We start from the raw sequence: 21,273 nt of genomic DNA, 5'->3' as shown, positions 1-21,273 counted from the left end.
CTGTCACCCCTGTGTGGTCAGCCTGTGACAGTGCTGTGAGTACCGGCGCCGTGAGAGCCGGCGCCGTGAGAGCCGGCGCCGTGAGTAACAGCGCTTTGAGTGACAGCGCTGTGGGTCGTCGGGCCGGGGGCCGCCACGGGGGCCGCGGGCAGCCGGACCGCGAACTCCGTGCGCCCCGGCACACTCCGTACGTCCACCGTCCCGCCGTGCGCCACCACGACCGCCTGCACGATCGCGAGACCGAGCCCGGTCGAGCCGGCGTGCCGGGAACGCGAGGCGTCCCCGCGGGCGAACCGCTCGAAGACGTACGGGAGCAACTCGGCCGGAATGCCCGGGCCGTCGTCCACCACATCCACCACCACCCAGCCACCGTCGCGGCGTATCCGCGCGGTGACCGTGGTGCCGGGCGGGGTGTGCGTACGGGCGTTGGCCAGCAGATTGACCAGGACCTGCTGGATACGGGCCCCGTCGGCGGGCACCAGGGCCGGTTCGTCGGGGAGTTCGAGCCGCCAGATGTGGTCCTGGCCCGCGGCCCGCGCATCGCTCACCGCGTCGACCACGAGCGGCGAGAGATCGGTGTTCTCGTACGCGAGCGGGGAACGACCGGTGCCGCCGTACGCGGGCGGGGGCCGATCGGCGCCGCCGTACGCGGGTGTGGGCTGGTCAGCGCCGCCGTACGCGGGCGGGGAGAGGGGATCGGTGCCGGCGCCGTGCGCGGGCGGGCGTCCGGCGTCCAGGCGGGCGAGCAGCAGCAGATCCTCCACCAGACCGGTCATCCGCCCGGCCTCCGACTCGATACGCCCCAGAGCGTGCCGGGTGTCGGGGCCGGTCTCCTCGTGGCCCCGCCGGGTCAGCTCGGCATAGCCGCGGATGGAGGCCAGCGGGGTCCGCAGCTCATGGCTGGCGTCGGCGACGAACTGCCGTACCCGCGTCTCGCTCTCCTGCCGGGCCGCCAGCGCCGAACCCACATGGCCCAGCATCCGGTTGAGCGCCGCACCGACCTGGCCGACCTCCGTCCGCGGATCGGCCTCGGCGCCCGGCACCCGCTCCAGCGGGGCCACCTCACCGCTGTGCAGCGGGAGTTCGGAGACCCGGGTCGCGGTCGCCGCGACCCGTCTGAGCGGGCGCAGCGCTATCCCGACCAGCGCGGTCCCGGTGAGGGCGGCCGCGAGCAGCCCGGCCGCCGTGACACAGACCTCGACCACGATCAGGGTCGTGACGGTGGACTGGACACCGTCCAGCGGAAAGCCGAGCACGAAGGTGCCGCTGTGGGAGTAGGTCGCCCGGAAGTCCCCGAGGCCCGGGAGGGAGACGGTGTGCGGATCGCCGTCCCTGGGCACCGACTTCAGCGCGTCGAGCTGGTCGGCGCCGAGCGGCGAACTGTCGGGCCGCGCGCCGGGCGTGGCGACGCTCTTCACCCCGTCGACCAGATCGTCGCTGCCGACGACGGTCCGCCCGCCGACGGCCCCTATCGGCAGCCCGGGCTGCTGGACGATGGAACGGTCGCCGCCCATCGGATCGTGGTCGGGACGCTGGGCCGCCGCCGTCAGCTGCTTGTCGAGCTGCTGCTCCAGATTGGAGTGCATGACGATCGTGGTGACCGAACCGATCACGGCCACCACCACGGCGATCAGCGCCACGGCCGATACGACGAGCCGTGTCCGCAGCGACCAGCGCCGACGCGCCGACACCGGCTACTCCCCGGGCTTGATCAGATATCCGGCGCCGCGCCGGGTGTGGATCATCGGCGTACGCCCCGCGTCGATCTTGCGCCGCAGATACGAGATGTACAGCTCGACGACGTTGGCCTGGCCGCCGAAGTCGTACGACCACACCCGGTCGAGGATCTGCGCCTTGGAGAGCACCCGGCGCGGATTGCGCATCAGGAAGCGCAGCAGCTCGAACTCGGTCGCGGTCAGATGGATATTGGTCCCGCCCCTGGTCACGTCGTGGCTGTCCTCGTCGAGGGTCAGGTCCCCGACGGCGAGCAGCGACTCACTGCGCTGCGCGCCCGTGCCGGACCGCCGGATCAGCCCGCGCAGTCTGGCCACGACCTCCTCCAGGCTGAACGGCTTGGTCACATAGTCGTCGCCGCCCGCGGTCAGACCCGCGATCCGGTCCTCCACGGCATCCTTGGCGGTCAGGAAGAGGACCGGCACATCCGGCAGCTCGCGGCGCATCCGGCCGAGCACGGCGATGCCGTCCATGTCGGGGAGCATCACATCGAGCACCACGGCATCGGGCCGGAACTCCCGTGCTGTCCGCACGGCTCCGGCCCCGTCACCGGCGCTGCGCACCTGCCAGCCCTCATAACGCAGCGCCATCGAGAGCAGCTCCGCGAGGGCGGCCTCGTCATCCACGACGAGCACACGCACCGCGCTGCCGTCGGGCCTACACATTTCGGTACGCCCCTGGGGCGAGGTCGTAGTCATGGGACCACCTTCCGAGCGACCTCTGAGAGACCCCTTTCCCCAACCTGTGAAATTCCTGAGAAACACGGGCACGGCTGGGAGGCACGCGCCTGCTCTCATCGGCCGACCGGGCATGTGCCCGGGCATGTGCCCGGGCATGGGGATGGCCGGCCGGTGGGTCGGTCGGTCGATCGGGAGCACGGTCGGTCGAAAGCACGGTCGGTGTCGGCCGACCGGTCGGAGTACGGTCGCCCCATGCGGATCCTCACGCTTTCGGGCAGCCTGCGTGCCCGTTCCACGAATGGTTCCCTGCTGCGTGCGGCCCGGACGCTGACCGAGGCCGACGGCACGGCCGTCACGACCGCCGACATCGGCGGGCTGCCCCACTTCAACCCGGACCTGGACGGCGAGGGTGCCGTGGCGCCCGCCCCGGTGGCGGCCCTGCGGAAGTCCGTCGCGGAGGCGGACGCGGTACTCGTCGTGAGCCCCGAGTACGCGCACGGTGTGCCCGGCGTCCTGAAGAACGCCCTGGACTGGCTGGTCAGCAGCGGCGAGTTCATCGACCGCAGGGTTGGCGTGATCACCGCATCCCCCAGCCCGACGGGCGGCGACTACGCCAACGCCCAACTGCGCGAAACGCTGCGGATGATGACCGGCACAGTGGTGGACGAGTCCTGCCTGACGGTCGGAACCATCAGCGCCAAGCTCGACCGGGACACGGGCGAGATCGCAGATCCGGAACTCACGGCACAACTCAAGACAGCTCTCCAGGCCCTGACACCGAACCCAACGACGACGACGGCCTGACGACAAGGTCCTGACGATCACGGCGATGGCGGCGACTGCGACTGCGGGCGGCGCCCCGACGAGCACGGCGACTGCGGGGCGGCGGGCGGCGGCCCCGACGATCACGGCGACGGACACGGCGACGGCGGCCCGACGATCACGGCGCCGACGACTGCGGGCGGCGGCTGAGGGCAACGGCCCGCCGATCACAGCGACGGCGGCGACAGCGGGCGGCGGGCGGCGGGCGGCGGGCGGCGGCTGAGGGCAACGCCCGCGCCCCCTCCACCTCAGAACAGCCCAGGCTGGTCCACCCCCGGTTGCGGCAAGGCTGCCCGCACGGGCACGGTCACCCCAGCCCCCGGCTCCGCACCCGTCAGCCCCCAGCCGGCCATCAGCCGGGTGTCGAGGACGGTCACCGCACCATCACCCCCGGCCAGATGCAGGTCGGGCCCCGCGGCAGCCACCAGCCGCCCGGCGACGGCCCCGCCCGCCACCAGTTCGCTCACCACCCCGGCCGGGTCCCCGAGCCCCGCCAGTCCGAACACCTCTCCGTGATCGGCCACTTCGCAGACCATCCGCTCCAGCGAATCCGGCCACCCGGCCAGCGCGACGGCCCGCGCGTGCACACCACGTACCTCGGCCGCACGCTCCTCCCGCCCCGGCAGCCGGGACCGCACCGCCCGCTTGTCGGCGTACGGGATCCGGTCCGGCACCCCCAGCGCCGTACGCAGCAGCTCCTCGGTCCGCCGCGCCGCCATCAACGGCCCGCGTCCGAGCCAGCTGAAAGCCACCGCCCCCTGCTCCCTCAGCCGTGCAGGACCGCGCTCCTCCGCCGTGATCCCCACCTTGACCATCCCGGCCCCGAACCAGGCGAGGTAGACGCGGTAGACCCGGGGATCGTCGGCGATGGTGTCGGCCGCCACCGAGTGCGCCCGGTCGAGCCGCGCGCACTCCCCACACCGCGCCTGCGTGCCACGCCCCGGCACGCGTGCCCGCAGCGGGCAGGCATGTCCTCGCGCCCCCACGCACATCCGCTCCCCCGCATCCTCGACCCGGAAGCCGACCTCGGTCCCGTAGACAAGCGGACTGGCCCGGCCCCGCCCCTCCCACACGAGCCGCGGCCCTTCGTCCCCCCACCGCAGCCCGCCGGAACGCCACATGGTCCCTGCGCCCCTCTCCCTCTGCCTGGTCCGCCCTGCACGGGCACCACATCCCCGTCACTCGCAGCATGCCACCCCCCACTGACAGTGGGACCGGCCCCGAGCGGGGATGCCCGCCACACGCACCCGGCACGGGGCCGCGCACACCTTCAGCGGCACTCGGACGAGCGGCACTCAGACGAGTACGTAGACAGGCGCACCGTCCGGAGCGCACCCCGACTGCCGTATACAGCCGCGCCGCAGCAGATGCCGGACACAGTCCTGGACGCGGGCGGGGGACAGGCCGGTACGCCCGGCGATCTCCTCCGTACTGCAGCGAGCGGCGCCCGCCACGAGCCCGGGCGCCAGGACGGCCGCGACCGTACGGACGTCCTCGGTGATGACCAGGTTCCGGTCCTGCCAGCACGCGAGCAGTTCCTGAGGCGTACCGGCCCCCGCGGCGGAAGCACCCGCCCCTGCGGAGGCACCCGACCCCGCGGAGACGCCCGACCCTGCGTCGGCGCCCGGCCCGGCGGAAGCACCCGGCTGCGCCCGCTCGGCGAGCCGGTCCAGCGAATCGGCGATCCGGTGGAACGCCTGGGTCAGCAGATCCTGCCCCCGACTGGCCTCGCGCAGCAGCAGATGACGCTCCTCCTCCCTGGCCGCGCACGCCTCCGCCGCCCGGATGCTCCGCTCCTCGAGCCGCACGAGCGCGTCGACGATCTCCTCCGGCATGACATAGGCGGTACGCAGTTCGTGCGCGGGCTGCACCGGGGCCGGGACGAGTTCGTACGCACCGTCACGCTGCACCGTGGCCACCACATCGGCCACCCAGCGCCTGAAGGGTGCGCACTCCTGCTTCGTACAGCCGTTGACCAGCTGGATGAGCCCGGCGAGCGTCACCATCTTCATGGACTTCTTCAGCCCGTGACCAGCGATTCTGCGCGAAGCGTCTGCCCCGTAGACACCTCTCGCGAGATCACCCAGGCTCTGCCGGCAGTCCGGCGAGACATGCCACTGCAGGGCCTGTCTGGTGTTCGCGTAACCAAGGTTCCCCGCGACGTCCACGGCCGGAAACCAGTGCGCACCGTCGGGCAGCGTCAACCGCCGCACCCGCGCGCCCGTCGCCGCGAACACGAAGTCGCTGACGTCGACCGCGTCCCGGCATGGCGTCATCGGCTCGTCCTCGGGCGTGTCCTGCTCGAACATCGAGCACCACCTCCGGTTCGGAACCTAGCCGCAGGCATATGCAACTCCGCCCGAACGAAGGCAAGTTCACTCGTTAGGCGACAGGAGGCCGACTCCGCCGCCCCGGCGGCCGTTCCCGCCCGTCAGCTCAGACAGAAGAAGCGGAACGGCAATCAAAGACTCGACCGGTTCGACGCCGCGCTCTCCACCACCCATAACCGCGGCGGCAAGGCGGCCACGACATGGGGAGACCTGGGCGCGTCCGACGGCAGCACACCCGCCGACCCGAACGTGCACTGGGAGAAAACGGTCTGCGACCTGACCAAGGACGTCCACGACGATCCCTACGCCGTCGGATACACGGGGATGGCCTGCGTCGACCAGAGCGTCAGGGTTATCCCACTCAGCGACCACGCCGGTGACGCCCCCTGCGCTCGGCCCAGGCAAAGGCCGGCCTCAAGACCCCGAACACGGCACCCTGAGACATCGGAGAGACCCAAGAAGCACGCGGCCGACAACGCCAGAGGCCCTCAGGATTCCTCCTGAGGGCCTCTGGCCTGCTGTGCACTCGGCAGGATTCGAACCTGCAACCTTCTGATCCGTAGTCAGATGCTCTATCCGTTAAGCTACGAGTGCTTGGCGTTCCGGGCTTTTCTGCCCCGTCGGCGTTGCGAGAACAACATTACATGACCTGCGGCGTCAGGTGAAATCCATTAGCCGCACCCCCACTGAGCTGCGGAAACGCGCTCTCCCCCGCGCCCTGCGGAGACCGCCACGGAACGACTGAAGCCCCGTCCTTCACGGACAGGGCTTCAGCGATCCAGTCGGCGGAGGCGGAGGGATTTGAACCCTCGATGGGCCGTAAAACCCAAACCGCATTAGCAGTGCGGCGCCATAGACCGGACTAGGCGACGCCTCCAGCACACCGAACACAGTCGCGCGAGCGCGAAGTGGTGCGTGCAGATGATGACACAGCCTTGCGGGCCGTCACCAATCGCGGCTCACGGTACTAGGCCGTGGGGTGGGAGAGCAAAGTCGTTCGTGTCGCGCAACGCCCGGCGCGCACACGCGTTAGAGAGAGCGTTGGAGATGCAGTTGCAGGGGAGCCGCCCCTGGCCGCACCGCACCGCACCGCCGGTCCGTGGGCCCCCGCTCCCTGATCCTTCTGCCGTGATCCGTTCTGCCGAGGAGTTACGTCAATGCTGCGCCGCCTCGCTCTCACCGCCGCCGCCTGCCTTTCCGCGCTGGCCGCCGCCCCCGTCGCCACTGCCGCGACCACCGCTCCTGTCGCCCCCGTCCCCATCCCCGTGGCCCAGCCGGGCCACCGGCTGCCCGATCCGCAGGTCCGTGACCGGCTCACCATCACCGTCTCCGATTCCGGTGCCCGCGCCGCCGACGGCACCCGCCGCCTCAGCTGCTCACCCGCCGGGGGGACGCACGCCACGCCGCAGCAGGCGTGCGACCGGCTGGATCAGCTCGCCGCCGACGGGCGGAAGCCGTTCGCGCCGGTTCCCGCCACCATGATGTGCACGATGCAGTACGGCGGTCCGGCCACCGCGCACATCACCGGAATCTGGCGCGGCCAGCCCGTCGACGCGACATTCCGGCGTACGAACGGGTGCGAGATCGCCCGCTGGAACGCCCTGGAACCGGTCCTTCCGCACACCGTCGGCTGAGCTCCGCCCAGCCGTCCGTCCACACAACCTTGGTGAGAGCTCCCCCTCATCCGCCGCATGTCCGGAGCGCCTGCCTTTAGACTTCCGGCAGTGACACGCCATGGCCCGAGGGGCAAGATGGGCCGGGTTGTCAGCAAGGTGCAGTAGTTCAGGGAGGAAGCGTCGTCGTGAGCAGCAGGCCATCCCGAGGCGCTGCTCGCCTCGCAGCCATACTTGACGCCCTCCCGGACGGGCTGTTGCTCGTCAATTGCAACGGAACGGTCGTCAACGCCAACTCCATCGCCCTCGAAGCCTTCGAGACGCCGGGCACGGCACTCGTCGGCCGGGGGCTGCTCGATCTGCTGCCGGAGTTCGACTCCCGGCTGATCCCGGGCTCGATGCGGCGGCCCGAAGGCGCGGACGAGCAGGGCAGGACCAAGCCGACGCGGATGCTCGCGCGGCGCACCGACGGCGCGGAGTTCCCCGTCGAGGTGACCAGCGCGAATCTGGAGGACGGCCGGGAAGCCTACGACTCCTACGGTGGCGGGTTCACCGGTGACGAGCTGCTGATGCTCGTCGTACGGGATCTGTCGGGCACCGTCGACACCGAGGCCGAACTGGCGCGTTCGCAGCGGCAGACCGAGATGATCCTGCGTGCGGCGTCCGAGGGCGTCGTGGGCACCGACACCGACGGGCGCGTCGTTCTCGTCAACCCCTCGGTCGCGCAGATCCTCGGCTTCCGGGCGAGCGACCTCGGCGGCCGGGAGCTGCACCCGCTGGTCCAGCACTCCCGCGCGGACGGCGAGCCCTTCCCGTACGACGAGAGCGCCCTCGCCGACACGCTCAGGTCCGGGCGCAAGCACCGGGTGCGCGGGCAGGTGCTGTGGGCGAAGGACGGCAGCCCGGTGCCGGTCGACCTGACCACGGCGCCGGTCCGGGACGGCGAGCAGCTCGTCGGCGCGGTCCTGACCTTCGCGGACCGCCGCCCGTACGAGAAGCAGGCCAAGCAGCATGCCGACGAACTCCGGGCCAAGGACGAGCGGAACACCGCTGCCGAGGCACGGCACACGGACGAGCTCGCGGCCCGGGACAAGAAGCACGCGGCGGAGCTGTCGGCGCGGGCGGAGGAGTACGCGGCCGAGCTGGCGTCGCGGGCCGAGAAGCACGAGGCGCTCGAAGAGCGGCAGCAGCAGCTGACCGCGGTGCTCGGCGACGCCCTGCGCGGGCCGTTGGAGGAGCTGCGGGCCGAGCTGGGGACGCTCGCCGCCGACCCGGCAGGTCAGCTGTGGCCGGAGGCCAACCAGATCCTGCACCATCTGGCCGCCGGTTACGCCCGGATGACCACGCTCGTCGACAGCGTCCTCGGCTTCCAGCGGCTCGCCGCGGGAACGGAGGAGCTGACCAGGGCGAAGGTCATGCTCGACGCCGTGGTGGCAGCGGGGGTGGAAGGCGCGGTCGAGCTGATCGGCCCCGGCCGGGTGCAGTTCGCGGTGCACGCGCCGCCCATAGAGGCCGAGGTAGACGGTGGCCGGCTGGCGACCGCTCTCGCGCATCTGATCGCCGATGTGGCCGGCGTGGACGCCACCGGCAAGGCACGGGTCGCCCCCGGCGGCGCCTATGTGGACTCGACGATCGTGGTGGCCGCAGCGCAGCGCGGCAAGGTCGTACGGATCGAGGTACGCGGGCCGTTCAGCGGCGGGGACCCGGTGCACGAGCCGATCGTGCGCGGCATCGTCCGGGCGCACGGCGGTGTGCTGCAGACCCATGAGGTGCCGGGGACGGCCGGAAGTGCGTATGTGCTGGAACTGCCCCTCGGGGACGGTTCGGGCACGGTGGATCCGGCCGCCGCGGGCCCGGCGGAGTCCGGCGGTCCGGGAGCGGACCGGACCGACCGGCCCGACCAGCAGAACGTCACGTCGGGTGGCGGGCGCCGGCGGGGGAGGCGCTCGTCCACCGATGCCTTCCTGGAGAGCGCGGGCTCCGGCGGCGACGGGGGCGCGAACCCTGCGGACGCCACGGGGGCCGGCGCGGGTGTGGTTGGCGGTGCGGGTGCCGGTGCGCCGGAGCCGCCCACCGGCCGCCGCAGGGCGCGCCGCGGGGAAGCCGGTCCTGGTGCGGCTCCCGCGCCTGTTCCCGCTCAGCCGTCGGCCCCTGTGGCGGGGACCGGCGCGGGCGCGGCTGCCCCGGGTGCTCCGGGCGCGGGCCGTACGGACGGGGCCGGTACGGGTGCTTCCGGCGTGGGCGGCCAGGCTCGGGGGGCTTCCGGTCCTGCGGGCGGGGCGGCGGCAGGCCGCACCGGACCGTCCATTCCGGCACAGGAGAACGGCGCGGGCGACGGCGGAACGGGCCGCAGGCGCGGTCGTACGGAACTGCCACCGGGGGCGCCCGCGGGGCCGGGTCCCGAGGGCGCAGTGCCGCAGGCGGGTGGCATGCCGTCGGAGGGTTCCGTGGTGACCGCCGCCGAGAACGCCCGGGCGGGCGCGCCCGGTGCGAGTCAGCCGCAGCGCGGGGCGACCGTACCGCCGCAGGGTGTACCGGCGGATGCGCCGGTGCCCACCGGGCGGCGTGCACGGCGCGCGGAGGGCGTGCGCGAGATCGAGAACGCCCGCCCCGCCCTCGGCCCCGCTCCCGCCCCCGCCGCAGCACAGCCGGGGGCCGCATCCCCCGGTCGGCCGGGGCAGCCGTTCCCGGGCCAGCCGGGCCCGTCCGTCCAGCAGGGCCAGGGGCAGCCGTCCCAGCCAGGCCAGCCGGGTCAGGGCCAGTCGTTCCATTCAGGCCAGCCGGGTCAGCCGGGCCAGACGCAGACGCCGCCTCCCGGTCGTCGGGCGCGCCGGGCTCTGGCAACCGCTTCGGCTTCGGCGGCCGTTGAGGCCGAGCGCCCGCGTACGCCGTTCGCGCTGCCCCCCGCGGACGCGGACCGGGTCCAGGGCGACCCGCAGGCGGCCCCCGGGATGCCCGACGGTTCGCTGCCGGGCCACCACGACTCCGTACGGACGGCCGGGCGCCCCGGCGGCGACCAGCTCGCGCCGCACGCCCCGCAGCACCACCCGGGCACGGAACCGGGTTCAGGGCCGGGTTCAGCCCCTCCGGCGGGCGAAGAGCAGCTGAAGGACGGCACGTTGTACGCGTCGCCCGACGGCTGGCCCTCCGTCAGCGAGCGCCCGACGGCGGAACGCCCGAACACGGAGCGCCCGAGCACCGATCGCCCGACGGCCGACGAGGCTGCGGCGCAGCCGTTGCCGGCCGAGGAGCCGATGCCGGCCGACTCCGCCCAGGGACGTGCCATAAGCGTACGAACGCTCGGCCAGGGCGTTCCGTTCGCCGAGCAGATCGCGACACAGCAGAACCAGCCGCACTCGCTGGGCTCCGGCCGGCGGCGCAAGCTCGCGGCCCCGCCGGAGGGCGACCGCCCCGAACCGGCCGCCCGCCCGCACCCGCAGACAACCGGGGAGCAGGGCACACCCCAGCAAGGCACGCCACATCAGGGGACGCCCCAGCAGGGCACGCCGCATCAGAACGTGAACCAGCAGAACGCGAGCCAGCAGGGCATCAGCCAGCAGGGCCAGCCGCCCTCGGCCCACCTGGCGCAGCAGTCACATCTGGCGCAGCAATCACAGCAGTCCCAGCTGTCCCAGCAGCGCCTCTCGCCCCAGTCGGAGGGCCGTTCGTACGCCATAGGCGCCCCTGACGAGGGGTCGGAGGGGCCCGAGCCGCTGGACGGCCCCGGTGGCGCCGTGGAGGTGGCCAACCGGCCGCAGCCGCAGCCCGTGGACGACGAGCTGCCCCCCGAGCCGCTCGACAACCCGCGCCGGCTGCTCGTCTGGCCCGCGCCCGACGTCTCCACCCAGCAGGCGCTGAGCGACCGCGGTTACCGCCCGGTGATCGTGCACTCCCGTGAGGAGGTCGACGCGCAGATCGCCGCGTTCCCGGCGGCGCTCTTCGTCGACCCGCTGACCGGGCCGATCACCCGTAAGGCGCTGCAGTCACTGCGCCAGGCGGCGGTGGCGGCCGAGGTGCCCGTCCTGGTGACGGCGGGGCTCGGGCAGGCGACACGGGAGGCCGCCTACGGGGCCGATCCGGCCGTCCTGTTGAAGGCGCTGGCGCCGCGTGACAGCGAGCAGCACCCGTCGCGCGTCCTGCTGATCGAGGAGCACGAGGAGATCGCGCTCGCCCTGACCGAGACGCTGGAGCGCCGCGGTATGCAGGTGGCCCGGGCCGGCACCGACGCGGAGGCGGTCACCCTGGCGGCCCAGATGCGGCCGAACCTGGTGGTGATGGACCTGATGCAGGTACGCCGCCGACGTGCCGGAATCGTCGACTGGCTCCGCGCGAACGGGCAGCTGAACCGCACCCCGCTGGTCGTCTACACCTCGGCCGGAATGAACGCCTCCGAACTGGCCGGGCTCACGTCGGGCGAGACGGTGCTGTTCCTGGCGGAACGCTCCACCAGTACCGAGGTGCAGGGCCGGATCGTCGACCTGCTGGCGAAGATCGGCACCAATTGAGCGACCGGCCCGGACGGCACCGGCCCGGACCGGCACGGACGAGTGGCGCGGCTCTGACGTCAGAGCCGCGCCACTCGTCCGGCATCAGAGCTGGGTCGTGTCCAACTCACCGTCCGCGTACTGCTTCCTGAGCACCTTCTTGTCGAACTTCCCGACCGACGTCTTCGGCACGGACGGCACGATCGCCCACCGCTCCGGCAGCTGCCACTTGGCGACGGACCGCGCGAGGAACTCCCTGAGCTCCTCGTACCCGACGCTCTCGCCCTCCTTCAGCACGACCGTCGCGAGGGGCCGTTCGCCCCACTTCTCGTCGGGGACGGCGACCACCGCCGCCTCGGCGACCGCGGGATGCGCCATGATCGCGTTCTCCAGGTCGACGCTCGAAATCCACTCCCCGCCGGACTTGATGACGTCCTTGGCCCGGTCGGTGAGCGTCAGGAAGCCGTCGGGGCTGATGACGCCGACATCGCCGGTCCTCAGCCAGCCGTCGGGGCTGAACTTGTCGTCGGGCCGGAAGTTCTCGCCGCCCGCGCCGCCGTAGTACGCACCGGCGATCCACGGCCCGCGCACCTCCAGCTCACCGGCCGACTCGTTGTCCCAGGGCAGGATGTCGCCGCCCGGTCCGGCCAGCCGGGCCTCGATGCCGACGGGGAAGCGGCCCTGCGTGACGCGGTACGGCCATTCCTCCTCCGGGGTCAGCCCGGCGGGCGGGTTGGACGTCGTACCCAGCGGCGAGGTCTCCGTCATGCCCCAGGCGTGGCAGAGCCGCACACCCAGCTTGTCGTACGCCTCCATCAGCGCGGGCGGGCAGGCGGCGCCGCCGATGGTGACCCGCTTCATCGAGGTCAGGTCGCGCGGGTGGGCGGTCACCTCGGCCAGCAGCCCCTGCCAGATGGTGGGCACGGCCGCCGCGTGCGTCGGCTTCTCCTGCTCGATCATCTCGGCGAGCGGCGCGGGCTGCAGGAAACGGTCCGGCATCAGCATGTTGATGCCCGTCATGAACGTCGCGTGCGGCAGCCCCCAGGCATTGACGTGGAACTGCGGCACGACCACCAGCGTCGTGTCCTGGTCCGTGAGCCCCATCGACTGGGCCGAGTTGACCTGCATGGAGTGCAGGAAGATCGAACGGTGGGAGTAGACGACGCCCTTCGGCTCGCCCGTGGTGCCCGAGGTGTAGCAGAGGGCGGCGGCCTGACGCTCGTCGATCTCGGGCCAGTCGAATCGCGTCGGACGGCCCGCGATCAGTTCCTCGTACTCGTGCACGGTCGCGGTGGCCCCGGCGAGCAGCGAACGGTCACCCGGGCCGCTCACCACCACATGCTCGACGGTCGGCAGGTCCGGCAGCAGGGGCGCGAGCAGCGGCAGCAGGGAGCCATTGACGATGATCACGCGGTCGGCCGCGTGGTTGACGATCCAGATCAGCTGCTCGGCGGGGAGCCGGATGTTGAGGGTGTGCAGAACGGCGCCCATCGAGGGAACGGCGAAGTACGCCTCGACGTGCTCCGCGTTGTTCCACATGAGGGTCGCCACCCGCTGGTCGCCGTCGATGCCCAGCTCGTCGCGGAGCGCGTTGGCGAGCTGCACGGCGCGTACGCCGGTCTCGGCGAAGGTGCGGCGCTGCGGCGCGTCGGCGTCGCCCGTCCAGGTGGTGATGCGGGATGACCCGTGCACCAGCGTGCCGTGGACGAGAATGCGGGTCACTGTGAGCGGTACGTCCTGCATCGTGCTCAGCACGGCGACCTCCTGGGGGCAGCGTTGCCTACGCATGGGTAATGTGTCGCAATTCTGCTCACATACCACGCGGTATGTCACTACCCGTCCTCAGGAAATCCGTCCCTGCCCGGCCCCGCCGCCATCAGCCGGGTGCGGGCAGGCAGGCAAACAAGCAAGGAAGCAAGGAAGCAAGGAAGCTCAGTGTGCGGGTGACAGCTCCGGGTCCTCGCGCAGCTTGCCGAGTGCGCGGGAGACCGCGCTCTTGACCGTGCCGACCGAGACTCCGAGCACCTCGGCGGTCTGCTGCTCGCTGAGGTCCTCGTAATAGCGCAGCACCAGCATGGCCCGCTGCCGGTCGGGGAGCTTCATCACCGCGTGCCACATCGCGTCGCGCAGCGCCTGCTGCTCGGCCGCGTCGGGGGCGGGCGCTGTCTCCGGCTCGGGCAGGTCCTCGCAGGCGAACTCGTCGACCTTGCGCTTGCGCCACTGCGACGTACGGGTGTTCACCAGCGCCCGCCGGACGTAACCGTCCAGCGCGCGATGGTCCTCGATCCGTTCCCACGCGACGTACGTCTTGGTCAGCGCGGTCTGGAGCAGATCCTCGGCATCACTCGGATTGGCGGTCAGCGAACGGGCGGTACGCAGCAGAACGGGCCCCCGGGCACGCATGTAGGTGGCGAACGACGAGTACGGCGCCGCCGCCTTCGCTGCGCTGGTACAGACTGGCGTGGTCATAGCTCCACGCTAGGAGCCGGACCCCCCTGAGCAGATCGCCCAGAGGTGCCGAAGGCGAATCCCCCTCAGGTTGTAGGAGTGGTGGTACCCCCACCTCCTGAAGGTGGAGGGCGCCCCTCGCTTCGTCGGGGTTCCTGTGACGGGACCGGAGATTCGGACCCGGTCCCTAGTCGGCGATACGGGCCACCGGGGCGTCGACCCGGTTCCGGTCGATGCTGAGCTGTTCGCCGCCGTGCTCCTCCTTCACATCACCCGCGTACTGGTGGATCCGCAGATGCGGCGACCAGTCCTGGCTCCGCAAGGACGGTTCCCCGGTCACCGAGGGCTTGTCGTTCCAGCGGGCGAACCACATCACCGAAGGCAGGTCCGACGTACCCGCCCTGCGCTCCGCCCCGATCTGCTCCACCCCCGAGTCCGCGCTGCTGTAGAAACCGGAGACGTACCCGAGCCGCTCCACCTCGCGGTCCCAGGAGCGGATGAAGGAGAGGGTGGTGGCGGCGCAGTCCCGGTCGTCCTGCGCGTACGCCTCCATGTCCAGATAGAGCGGAGACCCCGCCACCATGCCGAGCGCCTTGGCCCGCTCGACCGCGTCGCGCCCCTCGTCCGCACCCTCACCGGCGGGGTCCGAGCCGATCGTGACCTTCCGTTTGCTGTCCGCCGACACGCACGGCGACTGCGAGCCGACGAACACCGGCAGCACCTTCCAGCCCATCCCGTACACACTCGACACCCAGCTCTTGGTCAGCTCGGGCTGGTTCGGGCAGCCCCGGCCGCGTCCCCCGTAGTACACGCCGATGCTCCGGTACTTGGACGAGTTCCAGGCGCGCATCGTCGCGAGGGACGGGGTGACACAGGTGTCGAACCCCCAGCCGTCGAACCGGTCGGTGTCGGTATCAGCAGCGGCACCCGACGCCGCTGTCACAGCCCCCGTCGCCCCCGTGTCACTGGCCCCCGCGTCACCGGCGCCCGTGTCACCAGCCCCCGCATCACCGACAGCCGTGTCACCGGCACCCGTCTCGTCGATGCGCGTCCCAGCAGGCTGCTCCGACCCGGTGTCCGCCGTCCCGGGCTGCGCCTCCCCGGTGCCGTCGGCGATGCCGTCGGGGCTGCCGTCAGGCCCTGGCACGGGGCCCGACCGCGAGCGGGACGGTGGGTCAGCCCGGGTGCCCGCCACGGAAGCGGTTCCCGCATCGGGGCCGGCCCCGGGCTGTGCGGCCGGCCGCGCGGCCGGCTGTGCGCCGTCCGCCGTACCGCCCCGCGTACCGGGCAGGGGAGTGGTGACATCCGGTGCCGCGTCGGCGGCCGGGGCCGCGAGCGCGAGGAGCACCGCCGCGCCCAGAAGATGGGACAAGAACATCTTTTGTCGTTGCATAGGGCGCAGTGAACGGCCCGCCTACCCGGACCACCCAGTGCCCACGCCGCAGTGTCAGCCGTCCGTGCCGAGGATGAGCCCGGATGTGGGTACTCCGGTACCCGCGGTGACGAGGGTGGTCGCCGCACCGGGTATCTGGTTCACCGAGGTCCCGCGCACCTGTCGCACGGCCTCAGCTATGCCGTTCATGCCGTGCAGATACGCCTCACCCAGCTGCCCGCCATGGGTGTTGAGCGGCAGCGCCTCCTCCGCGACGAAGGCCGCTGCTTCACCCGGCCCGCAGAAGCCGAACTCCTCCAGTTGCATCAGCACGAACGGAGTGAAGTGGTCGTAGAGGATGCCCACGTCGATGTCGGACGGCCGGAGTCCGGATGTCTGCCAGAGCTGCCGGGCCACCACGTTCATCTCGGGCAGGCCGCTGAGATCGTCCCGGTAGAAGCTGGTCATCTGCTCCTGTGCCCGGCCCGCCCCCTGCGCCGCCGCCACGATCACCGCCGGCGGTCGGCGCAGATCGCGGGCGCGCTCAGCGCTGGTGACGACGATCGCCTGCCCCCCGTCGGTCTCCTGGCAGCAGTCGAGCAGCCGCAGTGGCTCCACGATCCACCGCGAGGCGGCGTGCTCGGCGAGGGTGATCGGCTTCTCGTAGAAGTACGCCGCCGGGTTGCTCGCCGCATACCGTCGGTCGGTCACCGCGACATGGCCGAACGCCTCGGCCGTGAGTCCGTACGTGTGCAGATACCGCTGGGCGGCCATCGCCACCCAGGAGGCGGGTGTGAGCAGCCCGAACGGCAGCGCCCAGCCGAGCGCGGCGCCCTCCGCCGACGGCTCCCTGTGCTGGACCCCCGAGCCGAACCGCCGCCCCGAGCGCTCATTGAACGCCCGGTAGCAGACCACCACGTCGGCCACTCCGGACGCGACGGCGAGCGCGGCCTGCTGCACCGTGGCGCACGCGGCGCCGCCCCCGTAGTGGATGCGGGAGAAGAAGGACAGTTCCCCCATCCCGGCCGCCTGGGCGACCGTGATCTCGGGACTGGTGTCCATGGTGAAGGTGACCAGGCCGTCCACATCGGCGGGGGTGAGGCCCGCGTCGTCGAGGGCTGCGTGGACCGCTTCCACGGCCAGTTTGAGCTCGCTGCGCCCGGAGTCCTTGGAGAACTCCGTCGCCCCGATCCCGGCGATGGCGGCCTTCCCGCCGAGCGAGTCACGCCTGCGCGTGGTCACGCGGCCACCCCCTTTCCGGACTGCGCACCGGAACCGGCCCCCGCCTCGTTGCCGGAGCCCGCCTGACTGCCGGAGCCCGCCTGGTTACCGGAGCCCGCCTCCGCGCCGTCAGCCGTGACAGTCACGTTGCCAGTGACATGGCGGCCCTTCCCGTTGGTGCCGGTGATCCGGATCTCCGTGACGTCCCCTTCGACCGCGGTGACCGTACCCGTCAACACCATCGTGTCCCCCGGGTAGTTGGGAGCCCCCAGCCGGATCGCGACCTTCCGCAGCCGGTATCCGGGGCCGAAGTGGTCGGTGATGTATCTGCCGACCAGCCCATTGGTCGTGAGGATGTTCATGAAGATGTCCGGGGAGCCCTTCTCCCTGGCGGCCTCGGCATCGTGGTGCACGTCCTGGTAGTCGCGGGAGGCGACAGCGCCCGCGACGATCAGCGTGCGGGTGATCGGGATCTCCAGCGGCGCCAGTTCATCGCCGACTCTCATACCGGCTCCTCCATCTCTGCGGTTCCCGCCGTATCGCCGTCCACGAGCAACGTGCCCAGCTCGTCCAGCACTTCGCTCCCACAGCCCAGATAGGCGTCGAGCTGCCGCCCCCACAGGAAGTGCCGGTGCACGGGATGTTCAAGATCGGAACCCAGCCCGCCGTGCAGATGCTGACCCGCGTGCACGACCCGCTTGCCCGCTTCCGATGCCCACCAGGCCGCGGTCAGCGCATGGGTGGCGAACGGCAGCCCCTCGTCGTGCCGCCAGGCCGCCTCGTACGCCGTGACCCGTATCGCCTCGGTGTCCATGTACGCGTCCGCCGCCCGCAGCAGCACCCCCTGGTTGGTGGAGAGCGGCCGGCCGAACTGCTCCCGCTCCGAGGTGTACGAGACGGCACGCGCGAGCGAACCGGCGCACACACCGGCCTGGAGACCGGCGAACGCGATCCGTGCCACCGCCAGCACCTGCTGGTACGCCCCCGGGCCGCCCAGCGCCTCGGCGGGCGCCCCCGACAGGGTCAGCCGCCCTCCCGACCAGGGCGCGGTGCTCTCCACCGGCTCCGTGCGCCCGTCCGCCACCCGGACCAGCCAGAGCCCGCGGTCCTGGTCGGCCACCAGGACCAGAGTGGCGTCCCGCAGCCAGGGCACGAACGGCACGGTCCCGCTCAGCCTGCCGTCGGCGTCGGCCCGCACGCCGCCTCGCGCCGGGAGGGCACCCGTAGCCACCGCCGTCCCCTCCCGCAGCGCGGGCAGCAGTCTCCCGCGCTGCTCCTCAGTGCCGTGCGCGGACACCGCCAACAGCCCGTACACACAGGACGCGGTGAGGGGGACCTGGGCCGTGGTCCGTCCCTGCTCCTCCAGGAGCAGCACCAGACCGAGCAGCCCCGTGTCCTCGGCGGCCGCCACCAGACCGGCCGCGCCCAGCGCTTTCCACAGCTCGGCGTCCGTCCCCGTGCCGGCCGCCGTCAACCGCTGATGCGTGGAGAGATCCGCGAAGATCCGTGCGGCCAGATCACGCGCCGCTTCCTGCTCCTCCGTCGGTGTGAAGTCCATGTCAGCCCCCACTTGCCCTGAACACCGGAAGCTCCACGTCCGCGTCCACGCGCAGGAATTCGAGGCTCACCGGGAGCCCGACCCGCACCTTGTCGTACGGCACTCCGATCACATTGCTCACCATGCGCACCCCCTCGGCCAGCTCGATCAGCCCCACCGCATAGGGCGGGTCGAAAGCCGGAAAGGCCGGATGGTGCATGACCACATACGAATAGACCGTCCCGGCGCCGCTCGCCTCGACCGTGTCCCACCGGGACGAGCCACATGCGTTACAGCCCGGCAGCCAGGGGAACCGCAGTGCCGAACAGGACAGGCACCGCTGGATCAGCAGCTGGTGCCGGGCCACCCCCTCCCAGAACCCGGCGTTGTCCCGGTTGACCACCGGACGTGGCCGCCTCGCTCCCTGCCCCGGGGCGTCGGCGGGCCGGGCCTTCGTCGTCGCTCCGGACCCCCGGTCGGCCGTTGCCGGTGTCTTCGCCCTTGCCCCGGGGGCGTACTTGAGGATCCGGAAGCGGTGTGTCCCCACCAGCCCGCCCTCGCCCCGGACATCCATCCGCGTGGTGACGAAATACCCGGTGCCCAGCGCCGTCTTCTTGCGCCCGGAGACCGACTCGATCACCGCGTCGAAGGTGATCCGGTCGCCGGGCCGCAGGTCCCGCAGATACTCCTGCTCGCAGTCGGTCGCGACGACCGCCGTGCAGCCCGCACCGTCCAGCAGTGCGAACAGCTCGTCGTAGGCCGCCGTCCTGCCCTCGTGCCCCGAGAGCCCGCCCATCGTCCATGCCTGGAGCATGGTGGGCGGCGCGACGGCCGGATAGGCCGGGTTCGCGTCCCCCATCGCCTCGCACCAGTGCCTGATCATCGCTTCGTTGACCGGATCCTTGCCCACCCCCGACGTCGCGGCGGGGCACCCCTCGTACACCTTCAACTGCTCGTACAGCGGGTCCTTGCCGCCCCCCGCCGCACCGCCGACCGCACCACCGCGGACCGGCCCACCGCCGACCGCATCACCGTCAGCCGCACGACCGCCGGCCGCACCACCGTTCACCGCCTGGTCCCTCACCACCTCTCCGCTCACCTCTTCCTGCTCCTCATCCCGAGTCGCATCGTCGCGACGATCTCCCGCTGCACCTCGCTCACCCCGCCCCCGAATGTGTTGATCTGCGCCGCCCGGTTCATCCGCTCCAGCTCCCCGTCCCCGAAAGCCCCCGGAGCCCCCGCCCGGATCAACGCGGTCTCCCCCGCGATTTCCTGACACATTCGATACACCTCTACGGCGCTTTCGGTTCCCAGAAACTTGACCCCACTTGCGTCGCCAGGCGCGAGAGTCCCCGCCCCGACGTCCCCGACCAGGCGCCAGTTGAGCAATCTGACGGCCGCGAGCCGGGCGTGCACCTCCGCGAGCCGCGCCCTGACCCACGCGCGGTCGCCCGGGCGTACGCCGGTGTCCGGGTCGGGTGTGCGGGCGTACGCCAGGACCTCCGCGTAGGAGTCCTCCGCCTGCATACCGATCGCGGCCAGCGCCACCCGCTCGTGGTTGAGCTGGTTGGTGATCAGCTTCCAGCCCGCGTTCTCCGCACCCACCAGGTTCCCCGCGGGCACCCGGATCCCGTCGTAGTACGTGGCGGTCGTCGTCTGGCCGCCCACCGTCTCGATCGGGGTCCATGAGAAGCCGGGCGCGTCGGTCGGCACCAGGATGATCGAGATTCCCCGGTGCTTCGGCGCCTCCGGGTCGGTCCGGCAGGCAAGCCAGATCCAGTCCGCGTTCTGGGCGTTGGAGGTGAAGACCTTCTGCCCGTCGATCACCCACGCATCGCCGTCCCGCACCGCACGGGTGCGCAGCGAGGCCAGATCGGTACCGGCCGATGGCTCGCTGTAGCCGATCGCGAAGACGATGTCGCCGCTCAGGATGCGGGGCAGGAAGTAGTCCTTCTGCTCCTGCGTCCCGTACTTCATCAGCGTCGGACCGACGGTGTTCAGCGTGACCATCGAGACGGGCGCGCCCGCCCGGTACGCCTCGTCGAAGAAGACGAACTGCTCGTCGGGGCCCCGCCCCTTGCCCCCGTACTCGACGGGCCAGCCGAGCCCCAGCATCCCGTCGGCGCCGATACGCCGCAGCAGCGCCCGCTGTTCCTCGGGGCGTGCGCCGGCGCCCGGCGGTGCGCCAGCGGCGTCGGCGTCACCGGGTCCTGGGCGCATCACTTCACGGAAATAGGAACGGAGTTCGGCGCGGAGCGTCAACTGCCGTTCCGTCGGGGCGAGGTGCACGTCGGCGGCCTCCCTGGCGTCCGGATCAGATTTCTGACTGTCCGTCAGGTACACATCCGGTGTCAAGACCGGAACCCGATCACAACTGCCGCCGCAGCACGCGCAAAACCGTCCGGGCGACGGCGCCTCAGCACCGTCGCCCGGACAGTCATTCACCCCGTGCAGCACTCGTGCGGTTCCCGCACGGCCCCCACGATCCCGACCCCCATCGGGCCGTATGTCACCAGAGCCGGGTGAAGTTCACCGTGTAGTGGGCCTGGTCGATCGACGTGAACGCCGAGCCGTTCACACTCGCCGTGCTGTTCTGGTTCGATGCGCCGGAACCGGTGGCGACCTGCTGCGTGGTGGTCGAGTTGCCGTTGTTGTTGTGCCCGACGCCACTGCCGACGACCCCGGCAACACTGGCGTTGGATCCGCTGCCCGCGACGGCGCCGGTGTCCGCGGCCGCCACACCTGTGAAGAGGGCCGCTGCCAGCGGCAGGGCGGCGACGGCGGCAAGGACGCGAACGGTACGGATGTGTGCCATGTCATTTCCTCCAGGAACCAGAAGTTCGGCTGTTTCCGGGGCGGTTGGCCGACCGCCCCGGCGTGTTCGTTCACGACTGTCGCGAGATCAGAGTTGCCCACGCTGCCCCCGCTGAACCAGCCTGGAAGACCTGATTCCCTCGCAAGCGTGACGTTAAGTCGATAAACCCCCATCACGTCACGAACCTGCGCAACAGCAAGCACACGGACACAGAATC

Annotated in this window: 17 protein-coding genes and 2 tRNA genes; 4 read left to right on the top strand and 15 right to left on the bottom strand. The window is 71.7% G+C overall.

Annotated features, from left to right (window positions below; all coding sequences use genetic code 11):
• Window positions 1-17: 17 nt before the first annotated feature.
• Window positions 18-1,691, bottom strand: a complete 1,674-nt coding sequence (locus OG510_RS19200) for an ATP-binding protein (RefSeq protein WP_406138301.1) — start codon at window positions 1,689-1,691, stop codon at window positions 18-20.
• A gap of 3 nt (window positions 1,692-1,694) precedes the next feature.
• Window positions 1,695-2,432: a response regulator transcription factor gene (locus OG510_RS19195; RefSeq protein WP_164266832.1), complete on the bottom strand. Its 738-nt coding sequence runs from the start codon at window positions 2,430-2,432 to the stop codon at window positions 1,695-1,697.
• Window positions 2,433-2,666: 234 nt separating this feature from the next.
• On the opposite strand from OG510_RS19195, the gene OG510_RS19190 reads away from it, so the two are divergent.
• Window positions 2,667-3,218: an NADPH-dependent FMN reductase gene (locus tag OG510_RS19190; protein WP_406138300.1), complete on the top strand. Its 552-nt coding sequence runs from the start codon at window positions 2,667-2,669 to the stop codon at window positions 3,216-3,218.
• 25 nt (window positions 3,219-3,243) lie between these two features.
• The gene (locus OG510_RS19185) at window positions 3,244-3,459 is read left to right on the top strand and encodes a hypothetical protein (protein ID WP_406138299.1); all 216 of its coding nucleotides are present in this window, start codon (window positions 3,244-3,246) and stop codon (window positions 3,457-3,459) included.
• A 25-nt stretch (window positions 3,460-3,484) separates the two neighbouring features.
• Here the strand turns inward: OG510_RS19185 and OG510_RS19180 are convergent, their stop codons facing one another.
• The 4 genes from OG510_RS19180 to OG510_RS19165 all read right to left on the bottom strand — a co-directional run bounded on the left by OG510_RS19180 (window position 3,485) and on the right by OG510_RS19165 (window position 6,443).
• Complete coding sequence (locus tag OG510_RS19180) at window positions 3,485-4,357, bottom strand: DUF2797 domain-containing protein (RefSeq protein WP_406138297.1); 873 nt, start codon at window positions 4,355-4,357, stop codon at window positions 3,485-3,487.
• A gap of 174 nt (window positions 4,358-4,531) precedes the next feature.
• Window positions 4,532-5,545, bottom strand: coding sequence for a BRO family protein (locus OG510_RS19175; protein WP_406138296.1), 1,014 nt, complete (start codon window positions 5,543-5,545; stop codon window positions 4,532-4,534).
• A 542-nt stretch (window positions 5,546-6,087) separates the two neighbouring features.
• Window positions 6,088-6,160, bottom strand: a tRNA-Arg gene (locus tag OG510_RS19170).
• A gap of 192 nt (window positions 6,161-6,352) precedes the next feature.
• Window positions 6,353-6,443 (bottom strand) — tRNA-Ser (locus tag OG510_RS19165).
• Window positions 6,444-6,723: 280 nt separating this feature from the next.
• Between OG510_RS19165 and OG510_RS19160 the strand changes: the two genes are divergently transcribed.
• Window positions 6,724-7,200: an SSI family serine proteinase inhibitor gene (locus OG510_RS19160; RefSeq protein WP_406138295.1), complete on the top strand. Its 477-nt coding sequence runs from the start codon at window positions 6,724-6,726 to the stop codon at window positions 7,198-7,200.
• A 167-nt stretch (window positions 7,201-7,367) separates the two neighbouring features.
• Window positions 7,368-11,684: a PAS domain-containing protein gene (locus OG510_RS19155; RefSeq protein ID WP_406138293.1), complete on the top strand. Its 4,317-nt coding sequence runs from the start codon at window positions 7,368-7,370 to the stop codon at window positions 11,682-11,684.
• 84 nt (window positions 11,685-11,768) lie between these two features.
• On the opposite strand, the gene OG510_RS19150 is transcribed toward OG510_RS19155, so the two are convergent.
• The 9 genes from OG510_RS19150 to OG510_RS19110 form a co-directional block, all read right to left on the bottom strand.
• Window positions 11,769-13,418, bottom strand: coding sequence for a long-chain fatty acid--CoA ligase (locus tag OG510_RS19150; RefSeq protein WP_406138292.1), 1,650 nt, complete (start codon window positions 13,416-13,418; stop codon window positions 11,769-11,771).
• A gap of 177 nt (window positions 13,419-13,595) precedes the next feature.
• Entirely contained in the window at window positions 13,596-14,132 is a 537-nt protein-coding gene (locus OG510_RS19145) for a SigE family RNA polymerase sigma factor (protein ID WP_406138290.1), read from the bottom strand.
• A gap of 166 nt (window positions 14,133-14,298) precedes the next feature.
• Complete coding sequence (locus OG510_RS19140; RefSeq protein ID WP_406138289.1) at window positions 14,299-15,483, bottom strand: glycoside hydrolase domain-containing protein; 1,185 nt, start codon at window positions 15,481-15,483, stop codon at window positions 14,299-14,301.
• Window positions 15,484-15,558: 75 nt separating this feature from the next.
• Window positions 15,559-16,725, bottom strand: coding sequence for a lipid-transfer protein (locus OG510_RS19135; protein ID WP_406138287.1), 1,167 nt, complete (start codon window positions 16,723-16,725; stop codon window positions 15,559-15,561).
• Complete coding sequence (locus OG510_RS19130) at window positions 16,722-17,210, bottom strand: MaoC family dehydratase (RefSeq protein WP_406138285.1); 489 nt, start codon at window positions 17,208-17,210, stop codon at window positions 16,722-16,724. Before OG510_RS19130 ends, OG510_RS19135 begins: the two co-directional genes overlap by 4 nt.
• Window positions 17,207-18,262: an acyl-CoA dehydrogenase family protein gene (locus OG510_RS19125; protein WP_406138283.1), complete on the bottom strand. Its 1,056-nt coding sequence runs from the start codon at window positions 18,260-18,262 to the stop codon at window positions 17,207-17,209. Before OG510_RS19125 ends, OG510_RS19130 begins: the two co-directional genes overlap by 4 nt.
• 1 nt (window position 18,263) lies before the next feature.
• Window positions 18,264-19,340: a bifunctional MaoC family dehydratase N-terminal/OB-fold nucleic acid binding domain-containing protein gene (locus OG510_RS19120; protein WP_406138282.1), complete on the bottom strand. Its 1,077-nt coding sequence runs from the start codon at window positions 19,338-19,340 to the stop codon at window positions 18,264-18,266.
• Entirely contained in the window at window positions 19,337-20,530 is a 1,194-nt protein-coding gene (locus tag OG510_RS19115) for an acyl-CoA dehydrogenase family protein (protein ID WP_406142456.1), read from the bottom strand. Before OG510_RS19115 ends, OG510_RS19120 begins: the two co-directional genes overlap by 4 nt.
• Before the next feature lie 220 nt (window positions 20,531-20,750).
• Window positions 20,751-21,056, bottom strand: a complete 306-nt coding sequence (locus OG510_RS19110; protein ID WP_406138281.1) for a hypothetical protein — start codon at window positions 21,054-21,056, stop codon at window positions 20,751-20,753.
• Between the last annotated feature and the right edge of the window lie 217 nt (window positions 21,057-21,273).

This window comes from Streptomyces sp. NBC_01089, assembly GCF_045162975.1.
In the GTDB taxonomy this organism is placed as follows: domain Bacteria; phylum Actinomycetota; class Actinomycetes; order Streptomycetales; family Streptomycetaceae; genus Streptomyces.
Note: the sequence above shows the minus strand (reverse complement) of the source record. Positions and strands in the feature narration are given on the sequence as shown.

Excerpts from the sequence above, each read along its gene's own strand:
- OG510_RS19195 (WP_164266832.1), bottom strand. The coding sequence starts at position 2,432 with ATGACTACGACCTCGCCCCAGGGGCGTACCGAAATGTGTAGGCCCGAC.
- OG510_RS19190 (WP_406138300.1), top strand. The coding sequence starts at position 2,667 with ATGCGGATCCTCACGCTTTCGGGCAGCCTGCGTGCCCGTTCCACGAAT.
- OG510_RS19185 (WP_406138299.1), top strand. The coding sequence starts at position 3,244 with ATGGCGGCGACTGCGACTGCGGGCGGCGCCCCGACGAGCACGGCGACT.
- OG510_RS19180 (WP_406138297.1), bottom strand. The coding sequence starts at position 4,357 with ATGTGGCGTTCCGGCGGGCTGCGGTGGGGGGACGAAGGGCCGCGGCTC.
- OG510_RS19175 (WP_406138296.1), bottom strand. The coding sequence starts at position 5,545 with ATGTTCGAGCAGGACACGCCCGAGGACGAGCCGATGACGCCATGCCGG.
- OG510_RS19160 (WP_406138295.1), top strand. The coding sequence starts at position 6,724 with ATGCTGCGCCGCCTCGCTCTCACCGCCGCCGCCTGCCTTTCCGCGCTG.
- OG510_RS19145 (WP_406138290.1), bottom strand. The coding sequence starts at position 14,132 with ATGACCACGCCAGTCTGTACCAGCGCAGCGAAGGCGGCGGCGCCGTAC.
- OG510_RS19130 (WP_406138285.1), bottom strand. The coding sequence starts at position 17,210 with ATGAGAGTCGGCGATGAACTGGCGCCGCTGGAGATCCCGATCACCCGC.
- OG510_RS19125 (WP_406138283.1), bottom strand. The coding sequence starts at position 18,262 with ATGGACTTCACACCGACGGAGGAGCAGGAAGCGGCGCGTGATCTGGCC.
- OG510_RS19110 (WP_406138281.1), bottom strand. The coding sequence starts at position 21,056 with ATGGCACACATCCGTACCGTTCGCGTCCTTGCCGCCGTCGCCGCCCTG.